Raw genomic sequence first — 24,613 nt, forward strand, 5'->3', positions numbered from 1 at the left:
GATGTGTGCTAAGCCGCAACCGGCAAGACCATTAGCCTTGCTCGGGGCTGGCGGCGCTCAGGTCGAGTGTCTCGGGTAACTCGTCGCCTTCGGCCAGATGAACCAGGCCTTGCTCATCCTTGGTGGCCAGACCCAACTCGGTCAGGGCGTTGAGCGCGGCCTGCTGCTCGGCCTGCTTCTTGGAGTTGGCCCAGGCGGAGCTGAACCGGCGGCCCTCGATCTCGATGCACACCTCAAACGCCTTGGCGTGGTCCGGCCCTTTTTCATCGAGCAGGATGTAGGTCGGGTTGCAGGGCAGCAGCTTCTGCGAGAGTTGTTGCAGCACGCTCTTGAAGTTCTGCTGGTGCCGAGACGTGGCGGCTTCGTGGATGTACGGCTCCATGTGCTTGACGATGAAGTCCTTGGCGGCCTCCATGCCCCCATCGAGGTAGATCGCGGCGATGATCGATTCGAGCACCGCGGCGGCGACGCTGGCGGGCAGGGACGGCCGGCCCGACATGCCCTTGCCGAGGTTGAGCAGGGCGTCGAGTTTGATCGCGATGGTGACCTCGGCACAGACCCGGCGAGAGACCACCGCCGACTTGATCTTGGTCATGTCGCCTTCGAGCAGGTCCGGGAAGTTCTGGTAGAGGTATTCGCAGACGACGTAGCCGAGGATGGCGTCGCCGAGGAACTCCATCCGCTCGTTGGACTTCCGGCGGTCGTCCGCGGAGGAGGCGTGGGTGAGGGCTTCCTCAAGAAGGTCGGTGTTATTGAACCGATATCCCAGTACATCAAACGTTTCTTCGGGCATCGCGCTAACCTGAGAGATGAACTTTCAATCCATCCGAGGCGTATCACGGGTACGTCGCTCGGAACAAGCGGTGGCGCGACGGGTGCTCGGTCGGGGTGATGTGGGCACGGATGCCGTGAAATCAATTCAACACATCAACCATCGAGGCGATCAGCCGTGACGACAGCGATAAAACAGTATTGGACCGGCCCGACTGCTTGTCAAAGGTTTGTTCGGCGAATAGGCTTATTTCCTATGCATACCCATTCGATGCGGCGGTTTCTTTGTGTGCTTGGCGTTTGTCTGCTGTTGACGACGGGCGCGACTCCAATCCATGCGGCCGATCCTGATCCGGCCCCCGCGGCGCCGACGCCGATCATGGCCTTCGACGAGGTCAAGGTCGGCATGAAAGGCTACGGCAAGACCGTCTTCCACGGCAGCGAGGTCGAGCCGTTCGGCTTCGAAGTGGTCAGCGTGATCAGCGATTCCTCCGCTCAGCGGGGCACCGTGTGGGTGATCTGCTCGGACGAACGCATGATGCGTAGCGGTCCGGTGCAGGGCATGTCCGGCTCGCCGATGTACGTCTGGGAAGAAGGCGAAGAAGGCACGATCGGCGAAGGCGGGCGGCTGATCGGCGCGTTTGCGTTTGGCTACTCGGATGTGAATGTGTGTTTGGTCGGCGTGCAGCCGATCGAGTACATGCGTGAGGTGGGGGACCGAGCGCTGGAAGAAGACCTGGATGAGGCTCAGGTGTCGCAGGTGCCGCCCGGGACGATGCAGCGCTCGATCGTCGCGCTGGAGACGGCGGCCGAGCGCGTCGGGGCTTCGGAGCAGGCACGCTCGGGCTTGCTCCGGATGCAAGAGCTGATGAGCCATTCGCCTCAACTCAAGCCCACGCAGACCCAGGCCGAGGCTTTGGCATCGGTTCAGGTGCCCGCCGGTTTGGCCACGGGCGGTGATGTGGTTCCGATGCACCTGCCGATGTCGGTGGGCAACGCCCAGACGGCAGAGTTCTTTGCTCCACTACTCGCACCGGCCGGGATCGCGGCGAGGTCCAGCCCGATCACCTCGGTGGCGGGCAAGCCGCCGAGCAATGTCGATCCCGCAAAGGTGAAGCTCGAACCGGGCAGCGTCCTGAGCATCCCGCTGGCTTATGGCGACATGGACGTGAACGCCGCGGGCACCGTGACCGATGTCCTGCCCGACGGCACCGTGCTGGGCTTCGGCCACGCGATGAACTCGGTGGGTTCTTCACGTCTGCCGATGGCCTCGGGTTACACGCACTTTGTGGTCTCGCGTGATTCGATCAGCTTCAAGCTGGCGTCCAGCCTCGACATCGTCGGCAGCATCGTCCGTGACGAGGCCAGCGCTGTGGCGGGTGTGGGCGATATCGCGTTCATCTCGGCTCCGGTGAACATCCAGGTTGACCTGCCCGCTCAGCCCACCCGCAACTACAGCTACCACGCGGTCGACCACTTCCTGCTGACCCCCAACATCGTGGCGCTGCTTGCGTCGTCGAGCCTCAACGCGGTGCAGGGCACGCCGATCCTCCACACCATGCACGCCACCGGCACGATGACCTTCACCGGCGGCCGCACCTTCGAGCTCGACAGCCTGATCCCCGGCCAAGGCATGAACGGCCTCATGTTCGACATGCTCCCGCCGATGATTGCGCTGATGCAGAACCCGTTCGAGCCGCTCAAGCTCGAGTCGGCCGACCTGACCATCAAGGTCGAAGAAGGCATCCACATGGCGTCCATGGTGTCGGCCAGCCTAGACCAGCGTGTCGCCAAGCCCGGCGATACCGTGCAGGTCACGCTCACGCTCCAGCCGTTCGACGGCCCGGCGTTCACCCGGACCCTGCCTTTCACCCTGCCCACCGACCTTACCGAGGGCGAGTATCAACTGCTCATCAGCGACGCGGATTCGTATAGCTACCGCATGATTGCTTCCCGGCCAGACTTGGCCAACATCGACGATGCGGATCAGCTCCTGCGGGCGTTGCAGACCATCGCGGACGTTGATCCGCGGGGGATCTACGTCGGGCTACCGCTGCAACGCCAAGGCATCGCGGTGGGAGGGCAGGCGATGAACGACCTGCCCTCGAGCCGAGCGATGGTGCTCGCTTCGACCGCGTCTTCCACCACCATGCCCTTCCCGCGATTCGTCGAATCGGCCTATCCCGCGGATCAGGTCATCTCCGGCGAACTCTTTTTGCCGCTGCGGGTCGTCCCCGATCAGCCTTGACCGGATGGCTGCGACTTCAGACTTCTAACGGATTGAACCAAGATTTACCGCCGACTCGGCACCACCTCAGGATGAAACTTTGACGCCAACCCCTCCACGATTCGTCCGTCCGCTGCTCGCTCTGGCCGTGCTCTGCCCGGTCGCATTGCCCTCGGCCTACGCCATCCAACCCCAACGCTGGACCCACTCCACCGAGGCCGACTTCGAGGCCGGCGAGCTCGACGGGGTCGTGGTCACGAACCTGGGCGACATCAAGCTGGCCACCGCGGTGGATTCGCTCGGCGAGTTCCCCGAAGAGGTCACCGTGATCTACGACATGGCCGTCGTGGGCGAGACGACCTTCATCGCTGCGGGCCCGGCGGGCAAGCTGTTGAAGCTGGTCGACGGTGAGATCACCGAGCTGGCCGACCTCCCCGACCATCAGGTGTTCGCGCTGCTTGCTTCCAGCGAAGGCTTTGTCACCGCGGCCCTCAGCGGCCAGGAGTCGAAGCTCGTGGCCTACGACGCCGAGGGCGAAGTGCTGCGTGAAATGCTGCTGCCCGAAGACGTCCGCTACATCTGGGACATGGCCACGCGAAACGACGGCGAACAGTTGGTGCTCGCCACCGGGCCCGAAGGCAAAGTCCTGGGTGTCAACGCCGACGGGGAAACGGTCGAGCTGCTCGACACCGCACAGGCCAACGTGCTTTGTCTGGCCGAAGGGGCCAATGGTGCAATCTTTGCGGGGACCGACACCGATGGCTTGGTGTACCGCCTGGATGCCGAGGGCGTGGCCTTTGTGGCCTACGACGCCGACGAGCCCGAAATCGGAGCGCTCTTGGTTGCCGAGGACGGCAGCGTCTACGTGGGCACCGCCGACGCCGAGCAAGCCACGCCCGGCCGGATGGAAGACCCCACCGAAGAAGAAACCGGCCGCCCCGAACCCGAGGGTGACGCCGAGGCCGCACCGCCGGCCGAGTTGCCGGGCGATCCCGAGCCGCAGCCTCTCGATACCGCCGAGGGTGCCGAAGCCGCCGAAGGCGTTGCCGAGGAAACCGAAGCGGGCGCCGAAGCGGCGACCGAGGAAGCCGCCGCCGAAGATGCAGCGGCCGAGGACTCGGCGGAGGAGACTGAAATCGCCGAAGCCGGGCCGCCGTCGCCCGAGCAGCTTGACGCCCTCCGCGAAGAAGTACGCAAGCGTCTCCTGGCCGCGCGCAAGTCCGGCAAGGTCGCGGCGGGACCCGCCAGCGGCAAGTCTGCAGCGCGTCCCACGCGCAACGCTCGCCCCGCCTCCACCGGCGGCGACAAGTCCGGCAACGCGGTCTACCGCATCGACACCCAGGGCTTTGTCAGCGAGGTCTTCCGCGAATCGGTCGCGGTGCTGGACCTCGTCGAGCAGGCCGATGGGCACATCCTCGTGGGCACCGGCAGCGAAGGGCAGCTCTACCGGCTGGACCCCGCGGCGGGTGAAACCAGTGTGCTCAACGATCTCGAAGCCCAGCAGCTGCTAACGCTCGTTGTGGCGGACGGTCGCATCCTGGTCGGCGGCTCGAACCCCGCGGCCTTGATCGAACTTACGGATGAAACCGCCGGCGAAGGCAGTTACACCAGCGATGTGCTGGACGCGACGCACATCAGCCTCTGGGGCACCTTCCTCGTCACCGCACAGGGGATGGGTGACAACGGCACGGTCCAGGTCGAAACCCGCTCGGGCAACGTGTCCGACCCCGAGATCGCTGCTTGGTCGGAATGGTCCGTGGCGGAGTCGGTGACGGCTCAAGTTGCAGATCCGTTGCAGCCGCGGGAGTACACCATCGGCTCGCCGCCCGCGCGGTTCCTGCAATACCGGCTCACGCTTCAGGGTGGCGATACGGCAGAGGCCGGCGGCCCAACCGTGGGCAAAGTCGAACTCGCCTACGTCACCCCGAACCTCCGGCCGAGCGTGTCGAGTTTCACCGCGGCCTACCCCGATTTCGCGGGGGTCGATCAGCCCGCCAGCCCGGCCATGAGCATCGGCTGGGAAGCGACCGACGAAAACGGCGACCGCTTGCTGTACGACCTGGAGTTCAAACCCGCCGCCGCGACCAAGAACGGCTGGCTCCCGCTTGTCGAGGACCTGGCCGACGCGTCCTATGAATGGGACACCCGCAAGGTGCCGGACGGGCGGTACCACCTCCGCGTCACGGCGGACGACCGCCTGGACAACCCCGGCGATATGGCGATGCAGGCCCGCCGCCTGGCCGACCCTGTGCTGATCGACAACACCCCGCCCGCCGCGGGCGAGCTCAAGGTCGAGGTCACCGGCACCACCGCCAAGGTCTCCGCCACCGCGAAGGACGCCTACTCGCCGATCCAATCGGTCGCCTACACCCTCGACGACGCCAAGGAGTACACGCCCGTCCTCCCTGATGACCTGATCTACGACTCGACAAGCGAGGCCTGGTCGGCTACACTCTCCGACCTTTCGCCCGGCGGCCACAGCCTGACCGTGCGGACCCTCGACGCCCGCGGCAACGCGACCTACACGTCGACCTTGTTTGAAGTCAAGTAATGTCAAGGGCTTAACGGATTACGCCCTTGCCCAACCCGAGTAATTCTGCCCCCGAGAATCCCCGATGTCCACCCACTACCCCAAACGTCGCAGCCTGATCAAGCGTGCCCGCAAGTTCGGTTTCCGCGCCCGCATGCGGTCCAGCGCCGGCCGCAAGCTGATCAACCGTAAACGCCGCGCCGGCCGCAGCGTTAACGTGCGTCGCAGCTTCTAAGCCCGCGGCGAATCTCAAGCGAAACGAAATCTGACCACGGCTTCACGGCCGTGGTTTTTCGTGCGCGGGCAGTGGGGCGATCCATTTCAAATTAGAGCATTCCTATTCCACCTGTAGCGTCGGCGTCAATCCCCCTCCCTTGAGGGAGGGGTTAGGGGATGGTGAGTAACCTCGCCCCAAACCGCGGCAAACCGCAAGCCTCGACACCCTCCCCCGGCCCCTCCCTCAAGGGAGGGGAGATGATAAGACGCTAGGGGTGAAGTCGTTGTGCGAGAGCTGCGACGCCACGCGTCGCTGTGTTGCACACAGGCTCAAAGCCGCTGTTCAAGCTCGGCGATGCGCCGCTCCAGTGCCTTGATTTGGCTGGCCATTGCGGGGACGCGCTTCTGGCTGAGCACCACGCGTTTGGCGTCGCTCAGCGGCGTGGCGGGGGTGCCGCCCCAGGTCTCGCCGTCGGGGATGTCGGTCATGACCTTGGCGTCGGCGGCGATGGTGACGTGGCTACCGATCTTGAGGTGGCCCGCGAGGCCGACCTGCCCGCCCATGGTGACGAAGTCGCCGGTGGTGGTGGACCCGGCGATGCCGACGTGGGCGACGATCATGTTGAACCGGCCGAGCTTCACGCCGTGGCCGATGACGACGTTGTCCGAGAGCTTGGTCCCGTCGCCGATCACGGTGCTGCCGAGCGCCGCGCGGTCGATGCTGCAGTTGGCTCCGATCTCCACGTCGTTGCCGACCACGGCGTTACCCGCCTGGGGGATCTTGTGGTGGCGGACTTCGTCATCGCCGTCGCGCTGGGCGGTGGCGTAGCCCAGGCCGTCTTCACCGATGACGGTATTGGCGTGGACGGTGACGCGGTCGCCGATGACGCTGCGGTCGTAGACGCACACGCCCGGGTGCAGCGTGGTGTCGTTGCCGATGACGGCCTTTTTACCGATGTAGCAGCCGGGGTAGAGGATCACGCGGTCGCCCAGCCGGGCGCCGGGGGCGACGTAGGCGAAGGGGCGGACGGTGCAGAGCTCGCCGACGATGGCGGTTTCGTCGATGTAGGCCTGGGGGCTGATGCCCACTGCGGGCTGCGGGCGGAAGCCGTGCAGCTTCACCATCGCCTGGCGGAAGGCGAAATACGGATTGTCGGCGATCAGGACCGAGCAGCCGTTGGCCCGCTTGGCATCGTCGGGCGACACCACGACCGCCTCGGCTTTCGTGGTCGCCAGCTGGTCGGTGTAGCGGGGGTTATTCAGGAAACTCAGGTCGCCTGGGCCGGCGTCTTCGAGCGTGGCGCAGCCGACGATCTCGGCGTCGGGGTCGCCTTGCAGCGTGGCACCGATCATCTCGGCGAGCTCAACTAACTTGATACTGGACATAGGCCCATTGTAATTGATCCGCCGCCTTGCACGGAACAAATCGATGCGCGTAGGTCAGGCATGCTTGCCTGACGCCGAGTTGCAGAAAACCGTGTCAGGCAAGCATGCCTGACCTACGAAAACGCGATGGCCGGTGGCTCACGCCGAGGCGTTCTCTTCCGGGACCAGCCGCGCCACGACGACGGTGATGTCGTCGAGTTGGGGCTCGTCCTTGCCGCCCTTGAACGTGTTGAGGTCGTCGATGATCTGCTTGACGATGTGCTCGGCAGGCTTGTCGTGGTTCTTGCGGATCAGCTCGTACAGCGGTTCCTTGCCGTACATCTCGCCCTCGTTGGGTTGACGGCATTCCCAGATGCCGTCGGTGCCAAACAGCAGCAACGCTCGCGGCGGCAGGTTCTCGTGGATCGTCTCGGTGAACTCCCAGCTCGGCTCAACGCCCAGCGGCAGGTCGTGGCCCTCGATCTCGAAGAACTCGTCTTTGTCGGGGTCGTACACGATGATCGGGTCGTGCCCGGCCGAGACCAGAGTGATCTCGCGGGCGGGGCGGTCCAGCACCGCGTACATCAGCGTCATGAATCGCCCATCCGGGCTGTCGTGGTAGAGCGACGTGTTGACCGACTCGATCATCGGCTCCAGCGGGCCCGGCGGCAGGGCACGCGAACGCAGCAGCGCCCGCGCGGTGCACATCAAGAGGGCGGCCGCAACGCCGTGGCCGGTGATGTCGCCGACCGCGATCGCCAGCGACCCGGGCTTCCATTCGCCCAAGTCCAGGTAGTCGTAATAGTCCCCGCCGGTGCGGTCGGCCGGGATGTTGATGCCCGCCACGTCCAGCCCGTCGACCTCGGGCTCTTTGTCCGGGAGTAACCCCTGCTGGATCGACTGGGCGACCTTGAGCGAGTCGGCCATGTACGCCCGTTCCTCGAGCTTGGGCACCATGTCGTTAAACGCGGTGGCGAGTTGGCCGATCTCGTCACGGCTGGCGGAAGGGGCGCGGGCGGAGAAATCGCCCTCCGAAATTTTCATGGCCGAGTGCGTGAGCTTGCGGATGGGTTCGACGAAGTGCCGGGCCGTGAGCAAACCGATCAACACCGCGACCAGGCCGACGATGAGCAGGATGAAGGTCTGCTGCTGCCGCAGCTCGCGCAGCGGCTGGTCAAAGTCCGAGCGCGGCTTAACCACGCCGACCACCCAGTCGCGTCGCTGCATCGGCGAATAGCTGACGATCATGGTCTCCCGGCTCTCGGGCGCCACGAAGCTCTCGCTGCCGCGCATCACCGCGCCGGTCATGCTCACGGCCATCTCGGGATCGAGCCCGGCCGACTCGATCTCATCCAGCCCGTAACGCACCTGCGAATCGATGGTCGCCCGGACTTCGTCACTGAGCGGGGCCAGGCTCTTATAGAGCATCTCGGGGTTCGGGTGAGCGAGGATGATCCCCGCCCGGTCGATCAACGCCACAAACCCTTCGCCGCCCACGGCCGACTGCTGGCAGATCTCGTGGACCTTCTCGCCGGCCAGCTTCAGCACCAGCACGCCGACGATGTTCTGCTCCGCATCAAACACCGGGCTGGAGAAGTAGATGCCCGGCCGACGCGTGGTCTTGCCGACCAAAATCTCGGAGGTGTATTTTTCCCCCGCCATCGCCGCCTGCATGTACTTGCGGAACGTCAGGTCCTGGCCGACGTTTTTCGAACTGGTCGAGGCGATGCCCGTGCCCTCGGGGTTGGCGATGAACGCCGAGGCGATATCGGGGTTGGTCGCCTTGATGTCGTCCAGCAGCTTCTGCACGGGCGGGAGCTTGGCGTCTCGCTGGTCAACCGGCGCGGCGCAGAACTCGATCACGTACTCGTTGCGGGCCATGAGCTGTTGCAGGTTGCCCACGTCAAGGATCAGGCGATCGATCTCCGTCGCCGTCACGTTGGCCAGCAGCTCCAGGCTCTCGAGCGCCAGCGTCTCCACCGTATTGATCCCCCGGCGGATGTTGAACACCGTCGCGATGGTCAACGGCACCAGCGACGCGATCAGCAGCAGCACCCCGAGCTTAAGCGCGATGGGCAGCGGCATCTGGCCGGAGGCGGATCGGGAAGGGGCGTTGTCGGGCATGCCGGTCTCGTCTTGATGGGGGCGGGAAGTGATCGGGAAAAGGGCCTGCGAGTATGCTAAAGATTCTACTCGCTGGCGTCGCGTTCCAAATACTCCCGCAGCGCCCCGGCGTTGTTGAGCCGCTCTTCCTTGCTGGCGAACACCAGCGTCACCACCTCGTGCCCCGCGATCTGTTCCCGCAGCGCCGCGACACCTTCCGGGTTCGCATCCAACTCCGCAAAGTATCGCTGGCGAAACTCATCCCACTTCGCCGGGTCGTGCTGATACCACTGGCGCAACGCATCCGACGGGGCGGTGTCCTTGGCCCAGTAGTCGATGTTCGCTTTGTCTTTGGAGATACCGCGTGGCCAGAGGCGGTCGGCAAGGATGCGAAAGCCATCGCTTTGGTTAGACGAAATGTGAACACGTTTGATCTGGAATTGTGACATGATTTGTAGAGGGATCGACACTACATCGCGTTAAGCATCTGGCTTTGCAAGGCGACGTTTCCAATCCAGTTTCACATGAATGCGTTTGGCCAGCGTTTCATCCCATGTGACTTCCAGGCCTTGTTCCCGCATTGCGTGGGCAATCATCAAACCAATGTCGACAGATGGCTGTTCGCCCTCTAACACAGAGCCATAACTCAGATACACCCCGTACCCTTCAACGGCACTTTCGGTGTCTTGCTCGTGATAATGCGCGCAGCCAATGATTTCACGCCCTTTGTCTTGCTCGGCTTGAATCTCATCCCAGATTTCGGCGCTTGCGCAGGTACCGCAGCAACTGAAATTGTGCCTGCACACCACTCCTTTATCTTCGAGGGATGCATAGGCCATGTCGAAGCGATCACAGTCTGTCTTTTCGGGCCAAGTTTGCTCAGCTTTAAGGTGGTTTGCGATGGCTGAATTCAGGGCTGACTCTGCGTGTGGACGAAGTGCGACAATGTCGTGTTCATCTTCGAGCACCTCCAGAGCCCTGTCGACAACGTTATTCAGGTCAGCAAAACCGCTGGCAACATCACGCTCGATGTAACCAGTTACTTCGTTGATAGCTTCCTTCAGCGAGGAGCCATCATCTGTGATCGAGGTGTTATTCGAATTTTTTCGTTTAAACCAGCCAAACATACAGACTCCCGGATAGTAAAGATGGCTAAATCAAGTCACAACTGCACGTACTCCACATCCGCGACCTTGGCATCGGCGGCTTCGGGGAGGTGCATCTCGGTGGCGAAGCCGTCGCCCATCTCGGTGCGCCAGTCGAAGGGGTTGTAGAGCTTGCGTTCCATCTTGCCGGCGACGGCCATGAGGTCCAGGGCGATCTGGCCCTCGGTCTTGGCGAGCTCGATGACGGGCAGCGCCTGCTCGAAGTGTTGGTGGCGGCCGTTGACGTTTTCGAAGCTGCCGGACTTTTCGACCCAAGTCGCGCCTGGGAGGACGACGTCGGCGGCTTCGGTGATCGCGGACGGCAGGGTGTCGATGACGACGGTGTAGCGGTCCTTGTCGCTCGCGGCGGCGACGACTTCGGGCGTGGCCCATTCGCTGGGGTAGTTGCCGGTGAAAACCAGGGCGCGGTTGTGGGTGAGATCGCCCATCAGCTGGTCGAAGCTCTTGACCTCGTCGCTGACCATCTCCAGCGCTCGGCGGACGCCGCGGGCGTTGGGGGCTTTCTCGGCATACACGGTGTAGCCGCCGGGGAAGGTCTTGTCTTCGCCGTCGAACGGCACGGGGCCCACGGCCAGTACCGCGTTCTCGTCGATCGACGTGATCATCTTGCCCAAGAGGTACGCCTCTTCGCTGGCGAGCATCGGGCTGACGACCAGCGCCAGCGTGCCCCGGCCCTTCTTGAGCACGGTGAGTTCGAGCTGCTCGAACACCTGGGCGTAGGCGGCGTTCCAGTCGAGCTCTTCGAGGCTGCCGTGGACCTTGTGCAGGGGGGAGCGCAGGCGGTCTTGGTGGTGGACGAACTTCCAGCCGTAGCGGATCTCATCGGAGGTCCACCAGGTATTGACGTCCATGTTGGTGCGGGGCTTGATGCGGTAGACCTTGTCTTCGTTGGTCTCGATGGACAGGTTGTCGCCCGACGCGGTGATGCCGTCGATGGACGGGGTCTTCTTGAGGTTCCAGACGCGCATCGACATGAGGAAGTCTTTGTCGAGCAGGGCCCCGACGGGGCAGATGTCGATGACGTTGGCCGAGAGCTCGTTGTCCAGCGGCTTGCCGGGGAAGACGTCGATCTGTTCGGAGCTGCCGCGTCCGAAGATGCCGATCTCGTCGGTGCCGGTGACTTCGCGGGTGAAGCGGACGCATCGCGTGCACATGATGCAGCGGTCGCTGTAGAGCAGGACGTTGGGCCCGAGGTCTTTCTTGGGCTGCTTGATCTTGGTTTCTTCGAAGCGGGACTGCGATCGGCCGTACTGGTAGCTGTAGTCCTGCAGCGAGCACTCGCCGGCCTGGTCACAGACGGGGCAGTCCAGCGGGTGGTTGATCAGCAGCATCTCCATCACCGATTTCTGGTTGGCGATGGTCTTGGGCGAGTTGGTGAGGTGAACCTCCATGCCCTCGGCGGCGGGGGTCTGGCAGGTCGGCACGAGCTTGGGGATCAACTCGACCTTGTTGTCGTTGCGGGGGTTAGGCGCACCGACCTCCGCGAGGCAGATGCGGCAGGACGCGACCACGGACATGCCGGGGTGGTAGCAGTAGTGGGGGATTTCGATGTTGTTGTCGAGGGCGACCTGCAGGATGGATTTCTTGCCTTCCCAGGTGCATTCACGGCCGTCGATGGTGAGCTTCTGCATAGTATGTGTATCGTATGGGCGTGGGCAGGTGACGGCAAAAAAGGTTGGGCCCGCCGGAGGACTTTTCGATGCGGAGACGAGACGTGATCAAGAGCGGAGCGGCGGCGGCGGCGGGGCTGGTGGCTGTACCGGCGGTGCGATCCGAGCCGCATGCCCCCGATCAGGCGTCGCCAGAGCCGTGGATCGCGTTGCTCAGCGACCCCCATATCGATACGGCCGAGTCGAAAGTCGTCAAGGGCGTGAACATGGCCGAGCACCTCACCGAGGTGATCCATCGCCTGCGTGCCGCAACGCAGCGCCCCGAACACGTCATGATCAACGGCGACTGCGCATTGGGCTCGGGTGAAACTGGTGACTACGCGTTGCTTCGCCGGCTGCTGTCGCCGATGGAAGACGAACAGTGGAGCGTGCGGCTCGCCCTGGGCAATCACGATCACCGCGAGCGGTTCATCGAGGGCCTTGGACGTTCAAGCGAGATTTACCGGACCTTCGGCCGACACCACCAGGCGATCCGCGGGCACGGCAACTCCGTGTGGCTGATCCTGGACTCGCTCCGGGAGACCGACGAGGTCGCCGGCGAGCTCGGGCCCGTACAACGCCAATGGATCAGCGATCAGCTCGACCAAATCGAAGCGAGCGATCCGACGGCCAGGGTGTTCCTCCTGACTCACCACCAACCCGAGGACCCCAAAGACCCGGACGACGACGGCTACGGCCTGGCCGACAGCAACGCCCTGATCGATCTCCTGTGGAACCGCCGGCAAGTCAAAGCGATCTTCCACGGCCACAAACACGCCTGGGGCATCCGCGAAGCCAACGGCATCCATATCGTCGGCCTGCCCGCCACGTCCTACGTGTTCAAAGACGGCGAACAACCCGGCTACGTCGAAGCCCGCGTCCGCCCAGACCACATCGAACTGACCCAGCGATGCCTGAACGCCCAACATCCCGCCGAGGGCCAAACGCACGCCTTGGCGTATCGCTGAGCCAAACGTGGCTCTGAACCGAAAAACCCTTGTAAACCAAGGGAATGGCTCGAAATCAACCCCACCTGGGCCCCTAGGGGCAAGTTATACATAACATGTATTATAGGACTTAAGGTCGAGGTCTAAGCTTACGACAAGTTCGGGTAAATTGGTTTTTGAGATGGAGCGAGCCGTGGCCGTTCTGGCCGTGCTCGGGAGTGATTTAATGCAGAAACCGGTTCTCAATGTGAAGCTGATCTGCCTACACCTCTTGGCTCTGGCTATGGCTATTCCTGCGGCATCCCACACACTTCCTGAAGACGCTCCTGAGTCTTCGGCTTTGGAGCGATATGAGGAAAAGATTTACCAAGCTCGTATCGATCGAATTGTATTTTACGAATTGGAGATAAAGAAATCGGAGTCGTATTTCAGGCGCGAGTATGGCCGTATGCCCAGGCGAGATAATTACACACGATTGGCGGAACGTGATGTAAACCGCGCCGATCTGTATTACAGCATGAAGGATGCGCTTTCTGGTCTTAAGAGAGACGAAACGTCCGGTATTCTGGTCAGCTTAGATGTGGTCAATCCGGTGGCATACGACACAGGGTTGCTCCACCAAAATATCCAAGGCAAGCAGTTTTTCTTTGTAGTTAAAGAACTTTTATCTGAAGACGAATGCCGTATTGCGGTCAGCTACGAAGACCGGTCAGGTACCCAGGGCGAACTTCACGAGAGATACGCCGATCATTTTGTTCGCGACATTTTGATTGTTGGGGCAAGTACCGAAAACCTAATCGTTGATGAGCAGTTGCCGGTTCACTGGAGGCTGCGTCCACATGAGGTCATTGGAGTGCGCGACAACTCTGTGTGGATGATTCATCCCATCATGAGTGATGAGGATGGGATATCTAATGATTAATACGCATTGGCCTCTAGGAATTTAGGCGATGTTTGTTTTCCTCGTCGATGCGTTCGCGTTGGGCGTCGCTGAGGCCGTGGCTGTAGAAGAATTCGGGTTCGAGGTAGTAGTGATGGTGCTTCTTCATCTCGGGGTCGTAGTGGTCGAGGCTGAGGCTGCAGTCGAAGCGCATCAGGATACTGGCGCTCTTTTCCCATGAGTAGGCGGGAGCGAGGTGGCTGATGCCCCAGGTGATGCCCCGGCCGTTGCCGTTGCTGTCGAACGCGTCGGGGACGTACGGGCCGGCGGCGATGGGCATGAGTTCGACCATGGAGGCGATCTCGAAGTTCACGCCGTCCTCGGCGTACTGAACCGTGAAGTGCTCGTTGCCGTCTTTGATGACCATGGCGGCGACCCCCCCTTTGAACGGGAACATGGCGGTCTCGTGGCCCGAGTTGAGGACGGGGTTGAGCGGGTGTTTTTTGAAGGGTCCGAGGGGATCGTCGGCGATGGCGAGGCCGGTCATGCGGACCAGTTCGGGGTCGCCGTCGAAATCGGATTTGTAGTAGAGGTAGATCTTGTCCTGATAGACGATCGGGTAAGGGTCGTGGATGGAGTACTGGTCCCATTCGCCCGCTTCGCCGTTTTCGATGACCACTTTGTTGAGCGGTGTCCACGGGCCGTCGGGCGAATCTGCATGCGACACCGCGACGGGGCAGTCGTCGCCTCTGAGGCCGCTGGCCTCCATGAAGGCCTGGTAATACAGGTAGTACTTGCCTTTGTAGACCAGGATGTCCGTCGTGGTGACGGAGCGCCAGCCGACTTCAGGTTTAGGTGGGCGCGGGATGGCAACGCCCTGCTCTTCCCAGGTGAAGCCGTCCTCGCTGGTGGCGTACCAGATCTCGGAGAGGTCCCAGTCGGCGGACGGGATGGTGTCGGTGGCCTGCGCAGCGTTCCGTAAGCCAACGGGCTTGGTTTCGGTGTGGCGGTAGGTGTACCAGACGTAGTACTTGCCGTTTTCGAAGATGACTTTGGAGGGATCGCGGCGGGTGATGGTGCCGTCGAAGTTGTTGTAGTCGAACCCCTTCAGTTCGGTGTATTTGAACTGCGTGTAGAGCGGGTTGTCTTCGGGGCGCGGCGCCGGGTATTGGTTGTAGTTCCGCTCCATGGCGGCGCTGAGCTCGCGGGACGGTTTCTCCTTGGGGAGAACAAAGGGGAAGCCTTTTTGATCGGGATTTGAATCGCTCATAGATTTGCTTAGGGAGGTGTCGGGTTCATCGGTGACGTTGGATTAGCGTATCCTACGGTTTTCTGAGATTGTTAACATCTGGGATTCTCTCATGCCCGAGCCCCTCTTTCAAAACGTTGCCGGTCGCTACGACGCGGTGTTGTGTGACATCGACGGCTGCCTGCTCAACGAAGCCGGCGGGCCGTTGGATTTGGTGGCGCTGAATAAGATCGCCGAGCACAACGTCCGGGCCAAGACGGACCGGGATCGGCCGTTGGTGACGGTGTGCACCGGTCGGCCGTTGCCGTTTTCCGAGTGCATGTGCCGGTTGATTGCGAACGATGTGTTGCCGTGCGTGTGTGAGAACGGCGTGTGGGTGTACGACCCGTCGGTCAACGGGTATCACCTGGACCCGGCGATCACCAACGAGCATGTGGATGCGGCGGTCGCGTTCCGCCGATGGTGTCTTGATGTATATGCCGATCAGGGCGTTTCGAGCCAGCCCGGCAAGAATGCCAGCGTCAGCCTGTACCACCGCGACCCGGACTTTCTGGAGTCGATCAAGCCCCGGCTGGCGGAGGCGTGTGCGGAGCACGGCTGGCCGTTCCGCGTGGGCGGCACGTGGAACTACATCAACTGCGACCTGGAGCACATCTCCAAGGCCACGGGCATCGATCAATTCCTCAAACGCACGGGGCTCGATCCGAAGCGGCTCGCGGGTGTCGGCGACACCAAGGGCGACATCGCGATTGCCGAGTCGGTCGCGTGGTTCGGCGTGCCGGCGAATCGTGACCCCGCGATCGATGCGCATGCGACGTACATCTCACCTCTCGAGCAGGCGGACGGCGTGGTCGACATGCTCGAGCGGCTCTGCGATTGAGCGTATTTTGAATGACTTCAGAGACCGGCGATATCCGCGGCGCGTTTCAGCGTCGTCCGCGTGATGTTCATCATCAGGTCGGGCGGCCAATCGAGGGTCTGATCGTTGAGATAGATGTCGGGCACAACCGCGAGGGTCATCGTGCGGACTTCTTCTTCGATGGAGCGCCTTCGTTGTTCGCCGGCGTCGGGCGTGCTGCCGTCTACCGGGTCGTTGAGGTCGTAGGCGAGCATCAGCGTCGTGACCTGCCAATCGAAATAGCCCTGCAGGGCGCTTTCGTTGGCGGCCTGATCGCCGGCGGGATCGGAGGCGTCGGGCAGGTGCAGCGTGCGTTGTCCGGGGAGCTGTGTGATCGGGTCAAGCATCGATCGCCCTGCCTTTCTCGAAGACGGCCAGGGCGTCGTCGATGGTGAAGGTGTTTTCGTACAGCGAGCGGCCAATAATGGCCCCCTGCACCGGGAGCTCGCGGAGGGCCGCCAGGTGCTCGAGCGTGCCGACGCCGCCGGAGGCGACGATGGGCGTGTGCGTGGCTTCGCACATGGCCTTGGTCTGTTCGATGTTGGGGCCCTTCAGCGTGCCGTCGGTGGCGATGTCGGTGTAGACGATCGCGGCGAGCGGCCAGTCGCTGACTTTCTGGGCGACCTCGATGGCGGTGGTGTCGGTGGTTTCTTCCCAGCCGGACACGGCGAGCTTGCCCTCGCGGGCGTCGAGGCCCAGGACGAGTCGGCCGCGGTAGGTCGGGTTGCCCATGAGCGACTCGAACCAGTCCCAGTTGCGCAGGGCGGCGGTGCCGATGATCGCGCGGGTCACGCCGATGTGCAGGAGGGCGTCGATGGTGGCCTCGCTTCGGACCCCCCCGCCGACCTCGACCTTGAGGCTGGTCTTGGAGCAGATGTCGTGGATCTCGTCACGGTGGGCGAGCTGGCCGGTCTTGGCGCCGTCGAGGTCGACGACGTGGAGCCAGGTGGCGCCGGCGTCTTCGAACTGTTTGGCTTGGTCGAGCGGGTTGTCGCCGTAGGTCGTTTGCTGGGCGTAGTCACCCTGCATGAGGCGGACGACTTTGCCGCCGCGGAGGTCGATAGCGGGAAAAAGATGCATAGGTTTTAGTCTAGCTGAAGTTTTCGATACAAGCGCCTGCGCGGCGAGCGGCAGGGGCTCTGCCCCTGCACCCCGAAGGCATCGGGCACTTGTTGGGGTGAAGGTTATTCGCCGTAGGGCTTGGTGGTGGGGTCGTTGGGATTCTGATGGTAGCGCTTGGCGAGTTCGACGTAGTGTTTGGCGAGCCAGCCGAGGTATTGCTTTTCTTTGTCGTTGGTTTCACGCATGACCCGGCCGGGCACGCCCATGACGACGTGGTCGTCGGGCACTTCGAGGCCCGGAGGGACCAGGGCGCCCGCGGCGATGAGGCAGCGCTGGCCGATGACGGTTTCGCCGAGGACGGTGGCGTGCATGCCGATGAGGCTGCCGTCGCCGACCGCCCTGCCGTGGACCACGGCGTTGTGGCCGATGGTGACGTATTCGCCGATGACGTTGGGCTGGCCCGAGTCGCAGTGGACGGTGGCGTTGTCCTGGATGTTGGTGCCCCGGCCGATGGTGATGGGGGCGACATCGCCGCGGATGACGCCGCCGGGCCAGACGTTGACGCCGTCGCCGAGCGTGAGCTGGCCGGTCAGGCGTGCGGTGTCGGCGATGTAGGCCGATCGCCCCTCGACTTGGATGCATCGCATGGTCATGCCCGGGATTGTAGTGACCTGGCCCGAAAGTTGAACCCGCCGCCGGGGCCGCTATGGTAGGCGCACCGTGCGAGCCCTTTTCGCCTCTCGATGGTTCCGTGTGACCGCCCTGCTGTGGGTGGTGGGCTTTTTCGTGGTCTTCATGCCCGCCCACCGCCGGGGGATCGTGGCGCTGCCCAACGCCCCGCTGGCCCAGATGGCGGACCCCGCGGACTCGTCCAAATCGGACAAGCCGTTTTGCCCGCTCTGCACGATCTCGCAAGACACGCCCGCCCCGGCCGACGCGCCGGTGAGCTGTGCGATCTGTCACCTCAAAGCCAACCTCGACACCCCGCCGACGCTGATCGTACCGCCGGTGTTCGTTGATGAGTTGGACTACGCCCTCTTTGAGCTGCGTGAGCTGGAGCTGGTCTCCGCCGCGTCGCAGCACCGCATCCTCGGCCGAGCCCCGCCGACCCACGCCTGACCCCGTGGATCGTGTTTGAGGTTCTGATTTTCTCACCGAGGAAGGCTCGACGTGCGCTATCGCACCGCGTTTACGCTTATTGAATTGCTGGTAGTGATTTCGATCATCGCCCTGCTGATCGGCATCCTGCTGCCGGTGCTGGGCAACGCCCGTCGCACCGCCCAGGCCACGAAGTGCCTGTCGAACATCCGGCAGATCGAGACGGCCAACTGGCTCTACGTCCTCGACCACGACGGATTGCTGTTGCCCACTAGCCACAGCGGCAAATCGTGGATCGAACATCTGCGTGATCAGTACAGCCCCGAACTGGTAATGCGATCGCCGCTCGATACCAGCCCACACTTTGTGGGCGGCACCCCTACGCCTTCGACCGGGCAGTATCGCGAGACCAGCTATTCGCTGAACCTTGTCCTTTCACCAGACGGAGTTGATATAGGCCTCCCTGACGCGGTGGCCAGTATCGACTCGGTTCCCCAGCCCGCCAATACGATCCACACCGCCATCACCGTTTTCGAGGGAGAGTTTGCGGCCTCTGACCACTTTCACCCGCATGGCTGGGCCCATCCCTCCCCAGACTTTTCTGCGGCCCTCGCTGCCAACGAACTCGAGACCTCGGCCTACGGCGGTGAACCCGAAACTCGTGAAGCGATCGGCGGCTACGGCTACCTCGACGGCCACGCCGCCACCCACCCGTTCCAAGACAACTACACCGACGCCATCAATCACTTGTTCAAACCCAACTAACCCACTCAGCCTTTTCGCAAGCCCGCGACGAGGCCTCTGAATCACACCCAGGAAGTACCATGAATCACAAAGTTTCCACCACCGCCCTTTCGACCGCCCTGGCACTGACCTCGGCCGTCCCCGCCCTGGCCCACGACGGCCGCCGCCTGGACATTCAAATCAACGACGACCAGATCGTCACACAGGGCTACATCAGCGGCTCGAACCCCGTCGACGACGGCAACGGCATCCGCCGCGACTACTACAACGCGGTCCATAGCCATTGGGGCACGATCGCGGGGAGCTCGGTGACTTCGTTGCCGGGTTTCGACATCGAGGCGCCGTCGGACCTCGGTGGTCGCGGCCTGACGCTGACGGTCGAAGGCGCGTACAAGTGGGCCGACGCTCCTTTTGCCGACTTTGCGGGCGGCCATAGTCACACCCACGCCTCGGGCAGCCATACCGCCCCGATGCACAGCAGCCCGACGCACTTCATGCCCGACTTCCAGCTTCTGGACGGGCAGGAAGAAGCCATCGACCTCTACTTCACCAATGTCCCTACCGCCTCAGCTGTCCGAAGCAGCACCTTGGACACGCTTGATTCGATCGCGCTCAGCGACTCGGTTGCGCTCGATGCCCACTACGACCTGCGGTTCGAGTACCTCGCGGGGAGTGGCGGCAGCCTGATCAACAGCGCTGCGCCGCTGACCGATGTGTACCTGCTCAAGGTCAAGCTCACCGCAGATGGGAACGATGCCCCCGCCGAGAGTGATTCGATCCACATCATCCTGTCGCCGGCGGGCACGAACGTCGCCGGCTCGCACGGCCTGTCGCTGGCGATCGAAGAGCACCTGGGCACTCCGATCCCCGAGCCGGCGTCGTTGGCGCTGCTCGCCATGGGTGGGCTTGCGTTGGCCGGGCGTCGACGCGGGTAATGAGCCGTTAGCTAATCAAACTCGACACGTGAATCACACCGCCCCGCCAACTATGTCGGGGCGGTGTGCGTTAAGGCTTGGTGGCGGTCACCATTCCCAGCGTGTAAGGCACGGCTTCGATCGGCGTACAGCAGCCCCGCTCTAGCCCGGCGGTATGAAGCAGGTCGATCACATCATCGGGCTGGTGGGTCTGGCCCGCGCGGGTACGCAGCGCGAGTCCCAATGTGTAGAGCGTGCGGTTCAGGTCGCCCGCAGCTTGGCCGGGGAACACGTCGATGACGACCAGACGCCCACCGGGGCGCAATGTCGCGGCCAGGCGTTTCAAGGTTTGCCCGAGCGCGTCAGGGGGCATGAGGTGGGCCACGTTGGCCAGGATCACCACGTCATGGCTATCGGCGGGGAATGACGCTTCAGCGAGATCGCCGGGCATCAACTCCAATCGATCGGCCAGTCCCATACGCTGGGCTGTGGCCTTAGCCACTTCCAAAACCGCGGGCCAATCCGCGGCGGTCACCCCGGCTTGCGGCAATCGTTTGGCGAGGCTCAGGCTCCAGATCGCCGAGCCCGCACCCGCATCGAGGATACTCACCTTTCCCTCCGCATCGAGGGTCGCGGCGAGAGATTCCGCGGCCCACGACGCGGCGGGCGCGAGCATCCAGCCCAACGCCGCGGCCTGGCCTTGGTAGCGGGCTTCGCTCTCGGCCGGGTCGTCCATCTGCGCCATCGGCTCGGACGTCTGCAAAAACTCGGGCAGGTGATGCCAGTATGGATCGCCCAGCGTTCGGTACGGTCCGCGCAGCAGGCCATCACCCAAGGGGCTCAACCTCCACAACCCGTCTCCATGTTCAACGACACCGAGTGTCTTCAGCACGTCACACAACATCGCGATGGGCTGGGCCTGCGCATCCAGTTGCTCCGCAAGCGCGGACGCAGAGCTCGGCGATTGCGCGAGCGTATCGAGCAGCCCCGACGATACCGCGGTGCGGTACACATGGTCAGCGCCGTTGGCCGCCATCAACTGGAAGTAGTTCTCCAAAGTGGGCGTCGGGTCGTTCATGGCTTCACCTTCCTTGCTAGTGACACGGTAAAGATGCCCCACTCGTCAACGAGAGTCTGCACCTTCTCGAAACCCGCCGCCCGCACGAGTTGGTCGAGTTCGGCTTGGGTCCGCCGACGCATCACCCACGACTGGCCGCGGTGACTGGGCAGCGTGCGCGCGATCATTTCGACCTGCGGGTGCCAGGGTTGGCCGGTGTAAACCAGGTACCCCCCTGCCGATAGCCCCGCGGCCAGGCCTTTGAGCGATTCGAGGATGGGCGCGTTCTCGGGAAAGAGCTCATAGAGCCCGGAGACCACCGCGACGTCCGGCGTCGGCGTGATGCCAGCCAGCGACGCGGCGTCGAACGCATCGCCGGGCTCGTAGGACACATCATTCACCGCCAAACTTTCGGCATGCTGCCGGGCATCCTCAAGGTTGGCAGGATCGAAGTCACGCAGCGTTGCGGAGACGCCGGTCCCTTCGACCGCTTTGATCGCTTCGAGGGTGTATCGACCGCAGCCCGCTGCGATATCAAGCAAGTGCACATTGGCTTCTTCGGGGCGGTCCTGCGCGGCGAGCGTGATAGCGTGGCCGATCATCTCGTGGAGGTGCAGTCGTCGTTGGCGTATGCCGCGCCAACCCAGCGCATCCAGATACGCCCGGTCGAGTAGCCGGCCGATACCTAACGATCCCTGGGCGTGGTTCTCGTAGACATAGTCCAACGACTTTCCGGAGTCGAAACCGGTGTCGAACCCCAGCCGAACGCCGCGGCTGGTTCGGCCCAATGTCTTGAGCGCTGCGGTCTGCGCCAGATAGAACAGGTTCTTCGGTGACAGTGTAGGCAGCTGCGTGTTGAGCCATTGGTACTCGTTGAACGTGAAGCCGTGCTCGTCGGCATCTAGCAACGCCGACTCTTTCGCGGATTGAGCGAAACGCTCGTCCAGGAAGCCGCGGATGGCATCGAGCACCGGCTCGCGATCCGCCTCGTGCAACACGTCGTGGTACATCTTGGGGAATACGCGCAGCTTCTTCGTGGGCGAGCCGAGCCTGTCGAAGAAATTCCGCTGCGCATTGAGGCTCACCACGTAATCTGAGCCACCTGAGAGCATGAGCGTCGGCGTCTGGATCGCGCCGGCGTCGTCGATCAGGCGGCTGCCCGCATCGTGTAGTCCGAGCAGAATATTGACGGCGATGGCTTTGGCGATTTTCGGGTCGGCGTCGTAGGACGCGGCCTGGGCCGGGTCGTGCGTGAGCATCTTCGCCTTCACATAACTCTTCACGAAAGTCTTGCGCTTGCCGCGGAGCTTTTGCAGCAGCCGCAGCCCGGGGATGGCCAACGGCACGTACAACCGCACACGCAGCGCGGGCGTAGCGAGGATGAGGCCGCGCAGCCGCGGGGCGTGGCTGTGCACCCACGACGCCACAGTCACCGCGCCGACACTGTGGGCGAGGATCACCATGTCTTCTGTGGCAACGCCGTGGGCTTCGGTGAGGTGGCGGATGAACATGTCCACGTCGCGCACCATCGCGCCGAAGCTGGGCGCATAGCCGCGTTCACCGGGCGACTCGCCGTGGCCACGGGCGTCCCAGGCGAAGAGTTGCGTATCCTTGAGGCCGAGCGCTTCGACGACGTCGACAAACCGGCCCGAGTGCTCGTGTCCGCGGTGAAACATCACCAACGTGCGTTTGGCGGGCTGGGCGGGCTGCCAGTGGCGGTAGAACAGCTCGGTGCCGTCGAAGCTGGTGAACGTCCAGGTCTGTTCACTCATCGGCGTTGCGGTGCGTGCAGCCTCGTTAGAGGGGGCTGGAGCGAGGGTGTTCATGGGTAACCTTCCCGGTGAGGCGTTGTGATCAAAACCCATCTGCACAGACGCCGATGAGCCGACTTGCACGTGCTACGCGGTTAGAGCCGGCCGGGTTTTCGAAAAAACCAGGGTTCACGAAATTTCGTAAGTAATTACTTACTTAGTGGCTTCGGCGCCCTGTTCGACGGGAATGGTCGTGGGTTCAGGCTGTCCTTTGACCCAGGTTTCGTGGACGCGGAAGTCGTCGCTCGTCTCGGGGTAGTCGAGGCGGGTGTGGGTGCCGCGCGTTTCCAAACGCCACGCGGCGGCGCGGGTGATCAGTGCGCCGACGGTCAGCAGGTTCTGCACTTCCCAACCGAGGCGGTCGTCGAAGATCTTGTCCATGGTGTAGCGGGCCCAGAACAGGAACATCTCGCCGACTTCCTTGAGGTGGTCGCCTTCGCGTTCGATCCCGACGTGACGCCACATGACGCTGCGCAGGCTCGATCGGACGTCGGCGAGGTCGAGCTCGCTGCGCTCGGACAGGCGGATGTCCGAGACGATCCGGGCGGGGCGTCGCCCGTTGGCCTGGACCATTTCCAAAGCGGCTTCGCCCGCCGACTTGCCGAGCACGAGTCCTTCCAGCAGCGAGTTGCTGGCCAGGCGGTTGGCACCGTTGAGCCCGCTGCAGGAGACCTCGCCCGCGGCGTAGAGGCCGGGCAGGCTGGTTCGGCCCTGGGCGTCGGTGCGGACGCCGCCGATCATGTAGTGGGCCGAGGGGTGGACGGGGATGGTGTCGGTGGCGGGGTCGAGGTCGAATTCCCGCAGCAGCCGTTCGATGCCAGGGAAGCGTTCGTTGAAGCGTTCCGTGCCGAGGTGTCGGGCGTCGAGGTAGACGTGGGTGTGGCCGGTCTTGGCCATCTGCGCGAGGATGCTGCGCGAGACGATGTCACGCGGGGCGAGCTCGGCCCGCTCGTCGTAGTCGGGCATAAAGCGGTGGCTCGAGCGGTCGATCAGGTGCGCCCCTTCGCCGCGCACCGCTTCGGTGATCAGGCTCCGCGACGCACCGGCGATGTAGAGCGTGGTCGGGTGGAACTGATAGAAGGCCAGGTCCTGAAGCTCGGCCCCGGCGCGGTAGGCCATGGCTACGCCGTCGCCCGTAGCGACGCGGGGGTTGGTCGATTCGCGGTACACCTGCCCGGCCCCGCCGGACGCGAGCACGGTGGCGGCGGCCCAGATGACCTGCAGGCCGTACTTGGGGTGGTGCGTGATCGCGCCGAGCACCTGCCCGCCGCTTTCGCTGGTGTTGTCGGCGGTGATCAGGTCGAGGACGAAGCATTCCTGGAAGAAGCGGATGCGCGGATCGTTCTCGATGCGTTGCCCGAGGCATTGGCCCAGCGCCTTGCCGGTGGCGTCGCCGTCGGTGTGGAGGATGCGGTGGTGGGAGTGGCCGCCCTCTTTGCCGAGCGCCGGGGTGCTGTCGTCCTCGGAGGCGAGGTCGAAGCGCATCCCCCAGTCCATGAGTTCGCGGACCCGCTCGCCGCCCTCCTGCACGATCTGCGTCACCACGGATTCGTCACACAGCCCGGCACCCGCGACCATCGTGTCGCGGACGTGATCGGCCACCGAGTCGGCCTCGCTGATTACCGCGGCGATGCCGCCCTGGGCCCAGAAGGTGTTGGACTGTTTGAGCTTGCCTTTCGCCACGACGATGACGTCCGCCTCGTCGTGCCCTTCGGTCGCCGCCAACGCCGCCCGCATGCCCGCAACCCCCCCGCCGATGACCAACACGTCCGTGAAGATCTGCGGCAGCAGCGTGGCACGGAATGGGATGAGGTATCGGCGGTCGGTGTAGACAGAGTGCATGAGAGGAGATTGGGCGATTTCGTGATTAGGTGATTGTGCGATTGGCGGCGGGTAGCTCAGATTCTCAGGAACAATTGCTGGACA

The 24,613-nt window shown here is 63.4% G+C and carries 22 protein-coding genes; 9 read left to right on the forward strand and 13 right to left on the reverse strand.

Annotated features, from left to right (window positions below; genetic code table 11):
• Nucleotides 1-31: 31 nt before the first annotated feature.
• Nucleotides 32-793 (reverse strand): ribonuclease III, encoded by a 762-nt coding sequence (rnc, locus tag HNQ40_RS17350; protein WP_184679077.1) that lies wholly within the window; start codon nucleotides 791-793, stop codon nucleotides 32-34.
• Between the two features lie 234 nt (nucleotides 794-1,027).
• On the opposite strand from rnc, the gene HNQ40_RS17355 reads away from it, so the two are divergent.
• From HNQ40_RS17355 to HNQ40_RS17365, 3 genes are all read left to right on the forward strand, one after another.
• Nucleotides 1,028-3,019 carry a hypothetical protein gene (locus tag HNQ40_RS17355; protein ID WP_184679078.1) on the forward strand — a complete coding sequence of 664 codons (1,992 nt, stop codon included), beginning with the start codon at nucleotides 1,028-1,030 and terminating at the stop codon, nucleotides 3,017-3,019.
• A 79-nt stretch (nucleotides 3,020-3,098) separates the two neighbouring features.
• Nucleotides 3,099-5,549, forward strand: coding sequence for an Ig-like domain-containing protein (locus HNQ40_RS17360; protein WP_184679079.1), 2,451 nt, complete (start codon nucleotides 3,099-3,101; stop codon nucleotides 5,547-5,549).
• Nucleotides 5,550-5,613: 64 nt separating this feature from the next.
• Nucleotides 5,614-5,763, forward strand: a complete 150-nt coding sequence (locus HNQ40_RS17365; RefSeq protein WP_184679080.1) for a large ribosomal subunit protein bL34 — start codon at nucleotides 5,614-5,616, stop codon at nucleotides 5,761-5,763.
• Nucleotides 5,764-6,074: 311 nt separating this feature from the next.
• On the opposite strand, the gene lpxD is transcribed toward HNQ40_RS17365, so the two are convergent.
• The 5 genes from lpxD to HNQ40_RS17390 form a co-directional block, all read right to left on the reverse strand.
• A complete protein-coding gene (gene lpxD / locus HNQ40_RS17370) occupies nucleotides 6,075-7,130 on the reverse strand; it encodes a UDP-3-O-(3-hydroxymyristoyl)glucosamine N-acyltransferase (RefSeq protein ID WP_184679081.1) in 1,056 nt (351 codons plus the stop codon).
• Nucleotides 7,131-7,268: 138 nt separating this feature from the next.
• Nucleotides 7,269-9,233, reverse strand: a complete 1,965-nt coding sequence (locus HNQ40_RS17375; RefSeq protein ID WP_184679082.1) for a SpoIIE family protein phosphatase — start codon at nucleotides 9,231-9,233, stop codon at nucleotides 7,269-7,271.
• A 65-nt stretch (nucleotides 9,234-9,298) separates the two neighbouring features.
• A complete protein-coding gene (locus tag HNQ40_RS17380; protein WP_184679083.1) occupies nucleotides 9,299-9,661 on the reverse strand; it encodes a DUF488 domain-containing protein in 363 nt (120 codons plus the stop codon).
• 30 nt (nucleotides 9,662-9,691) lie between these two features.
• Nucleotides 9,692-10,339, reverse strand: a complete 648-nt coding sequence (locus HNQ40_RS17385) for a DUF6891 domain-containing protein (RefSeq protein WP_184679084.1) — start codon at nucleotides 10,337-10,339, stop codon at nucleotides 9,692-9,694.
• 35 nt (nucleotides 10,340-10,374) lie between these two features.
• Entirely contained in the window at nucleotides 10,375-12,009 is a 1,635-nt protein-coding gene (locus tag HNQ40_RS17390; RefSeq protein WP_184679085.1) for a molybdopterin-dependent oxidoreductase, read from the reverse strand.
• A 68-nt stretch (nucleotides 12,010-12,077) separates the two neighbouring features.
• On the opposite strand from HNQ40_RS17390, the gene HNQ40_RS17395 reads away from it, so the two are divergent.
• Both HNQ40_RS17395 and HNQ40_RS17400 read left to right on the forward strand, forming a co-directional pair.
• The gene (locus tag HNQ40_RS17395; protein ID WP_184679086.1) at nucleotides 12,078-12,995 is read left to right on the forward strand and encodes a metallophosphoesterase family protein; all 918 of its coding nucleotides are present in this window, start codon (nucleotides 12,078-12,080) and stop codon (nucleotides 12,993-12,995) included.
• A 172-nt stretch (nucleotides 12,996-13,167) separates the two neighbouring features.
• Nucleotides 13,168-13,896, forward strand: coding sequence for a hypothetical protein (locus HNQ40_RS17400; RefSeq protein ID WP_184679087.1), 729 nt, complete (start codon nucleotides 13,168-13,170; stop codon nucleotides 13,894-13,896).
• A 13-nt stretch (nucleotides 13,897-13,909) separates the two neighbouring features.
• On the opposite strand, the gene HNQ40_RS17405 is transcribed toward HNQ40_RS17400, so the two are convergent.
• Nucleotides 13,910-15,124, reverse strand: a complete 1,215-nt coding sequence (locus HNQ40_RS17405) for a glycoside hydrolase family 117 protein (protein WP_184679088.1) — start codon at nucleotides 15,122-15,124, stop codon at nucleotides 13,910-13,912.
• 91 nt (nucleotides 15,125-15,215) lie between these two features.
• On the opposite strand from HNQ40_RS17405, the gene HNQ40_RS17410 reads away from it, so the two are divergent.
• Nucleotides 15,216-15,983, forward strand: coding sequence for an HAD family hydrolase (locus HNQ40_RS17410; RefSeq protein WP_184679089.1), 768 nt, complete (start codon nucleotides 15,216-15,218; stop codon nucleotides 15,981-15,983).
• Between the two features lie 17 nt (nucleotides 15,984-16,000).
• Here HNQ40_RS17410 and HNQ40_RS17415 read toward each other — a convergent pair whose 3' ends face one another.
• The 3 genes from HNQ40_RS17415 to HNQ40_RS17425 form a co-directional block, all read right to left on the reverse strand.
• Nucleotides 16,001-16,348, reverse strand: coding sequence for a hypothetical protein (locus HNQ40_RS17415; RefSeq protein WP_184679090.1), 348 nt, complete (start codon nucleotides 16,346-16,348; stop codon nucleotides 16,001-16,003).
• Nucleotides 16,341-17,081 (reverse strand): 1-(5-phosphoribosyl)-5-[(5-phosphoribosylamino)methylideneamino]imidazole-4-carboxamide isomerase, encoded by a 741-nt coding sequence (gene hisA / locus HNQ40_RS17420; protein WP_184679091.1) that lies wholly within the window; start codon nucleotides 17,079-17,081, stop codon nucleotides 16,341-16,343. Before hisA ends, HNQ40_RS17415 begins: the two co-directional genes overlap by 8 nt.
• A gap of 104 nt (nucleotides 17,082-17,185) precedes the next feature.
• Nucleotides 17,186-17,716: a gamma carbonic anhydrase family protein gene (locus HNQ40_RS17425; protein ID WP_246402924.1), complete on the reverse strand. Its 531-nt coding sequence runs from the start codon at nucleotides 17,714-17,716 to the stop codon at nucleotides 17,186-17,188.
• A 100-nt stretch (nucleotides 17,717-17,816) separates the two neighbouring features.
• Here HNQ40_RS17425 and HNQ40_RS17430 point away from each other — a divergent pair, with 100 nt between their 5' ends.
• Genes HNQ40_RS17430 through HNQ40_RS17440 form a run of 3 tightly spaced genes read left to right on the forward strand, consistent with a single transcriptional unit; the run spans nucleotide 17,817 to nucleotide 19,840 of the window.
• Nucleotides 17,817-18,182, forward strand: coding sequence for a hypothetical protein (locus tag HNQ40_RS17430; RefSeq protein WP_184679092.1), 366 nt, complete (start codon nucleotides 17,817-17,819; stop codon nucleotides 18,180-18,182).
• Between the two features lie 51 nt (nucleotides 18,183-18,233).
• Nucleotides 18,234-18,926: a type II secretion system protein gene (locus HNQ40_RS18445; protein WP_184679093.1), complete on the forward strand. Its 693-nt coding sequence runs from the start codon at nucleotides 18,234-18,236 to the stop codon at nucleotides 18,924-18,926.
• Between the two features lie 59 nt (nucleotides 18,927-18,985).
• A complete protein-coding gene (locus HNQ40_RS17440) occupies nucleotides 18,986-19,840 on the forward strand; it encodes a PEP-CTERM sorting domain-containing protein (RefSeq protein ID WP_184679094.1) in 855 nt (284 codons plus the stop codon).
• A gap of 70 nt (nucleotides 19,841-19,910) precedes the next feature.
• Here the strand turns inward: HNQ40_RS17440 and HNQ40_RS17445 are convergent, their stop codons facing one another.
• The 3 genes from HNQ40_RS17445 to nadB all read right to left on the reverse strand — a co-directional run bounded on the left by HNQ40_RS17445 (nucleotide 19,911) and on the right by nadB (nucleotide 24,529).
• The gene (locus HNQ40_RS17445) at nucleotides 19,911-20,897 is read right to left on the reverse strand and encodes a class I SAM-dependent methyltransferase (RefSeq protein ID WP_184679095.1); all 987 of its coding nucleotides are present in this window, start codon (nucleotides 20,895-20,897) and stop codon (nucleotides 19,911-19,913) included.
• Nucleotides 20,894-22,648 carry a bifunctional alpha/beta hydrolase/class I SAM-dependent methyltransferase gene (locus HNQ40_RS17450; protein WP_184679289.1) on the reverse strand — a complete coding sequence of 585 codons (1,755 nt, stop codon included), beginning with the start codon at nucleotides 22,646-22,648 and terminating at the stop codon, nucleotides 20,894-20,896. The genes HNQ40_RS17445 and HNQ40_RS17450 overlap by 4 nt, the downstream gene beginning before the upstream one ends.
• Before the next feature lie 192 nt (nucleotides 22,649-22,840).
• Complete coding sequence (gene nadB / locus HNQ40_RS17455) at nucleotides 22,841-24,529, reverse strand: L-aspartate oxidase (RefSeq protein ID WP_184679096.1); 1,689 nt, start codon at nucleotides 24,527-24,529, stop codon at nucleotides 22,841-22,843.
• Between the last annotated feature and the right edge of the window lie 84 nt (nucleotides 24,530-24,613).

This window comes from Algisphaera agarilytica (assembly GCF_014207595.1).
GTDB lineage: Bacteria > Planctomycetota > Phycisphaerae > Phycisphaerales > Phycisphaeraceae > Algisphaera > Algisphaera agarilytica.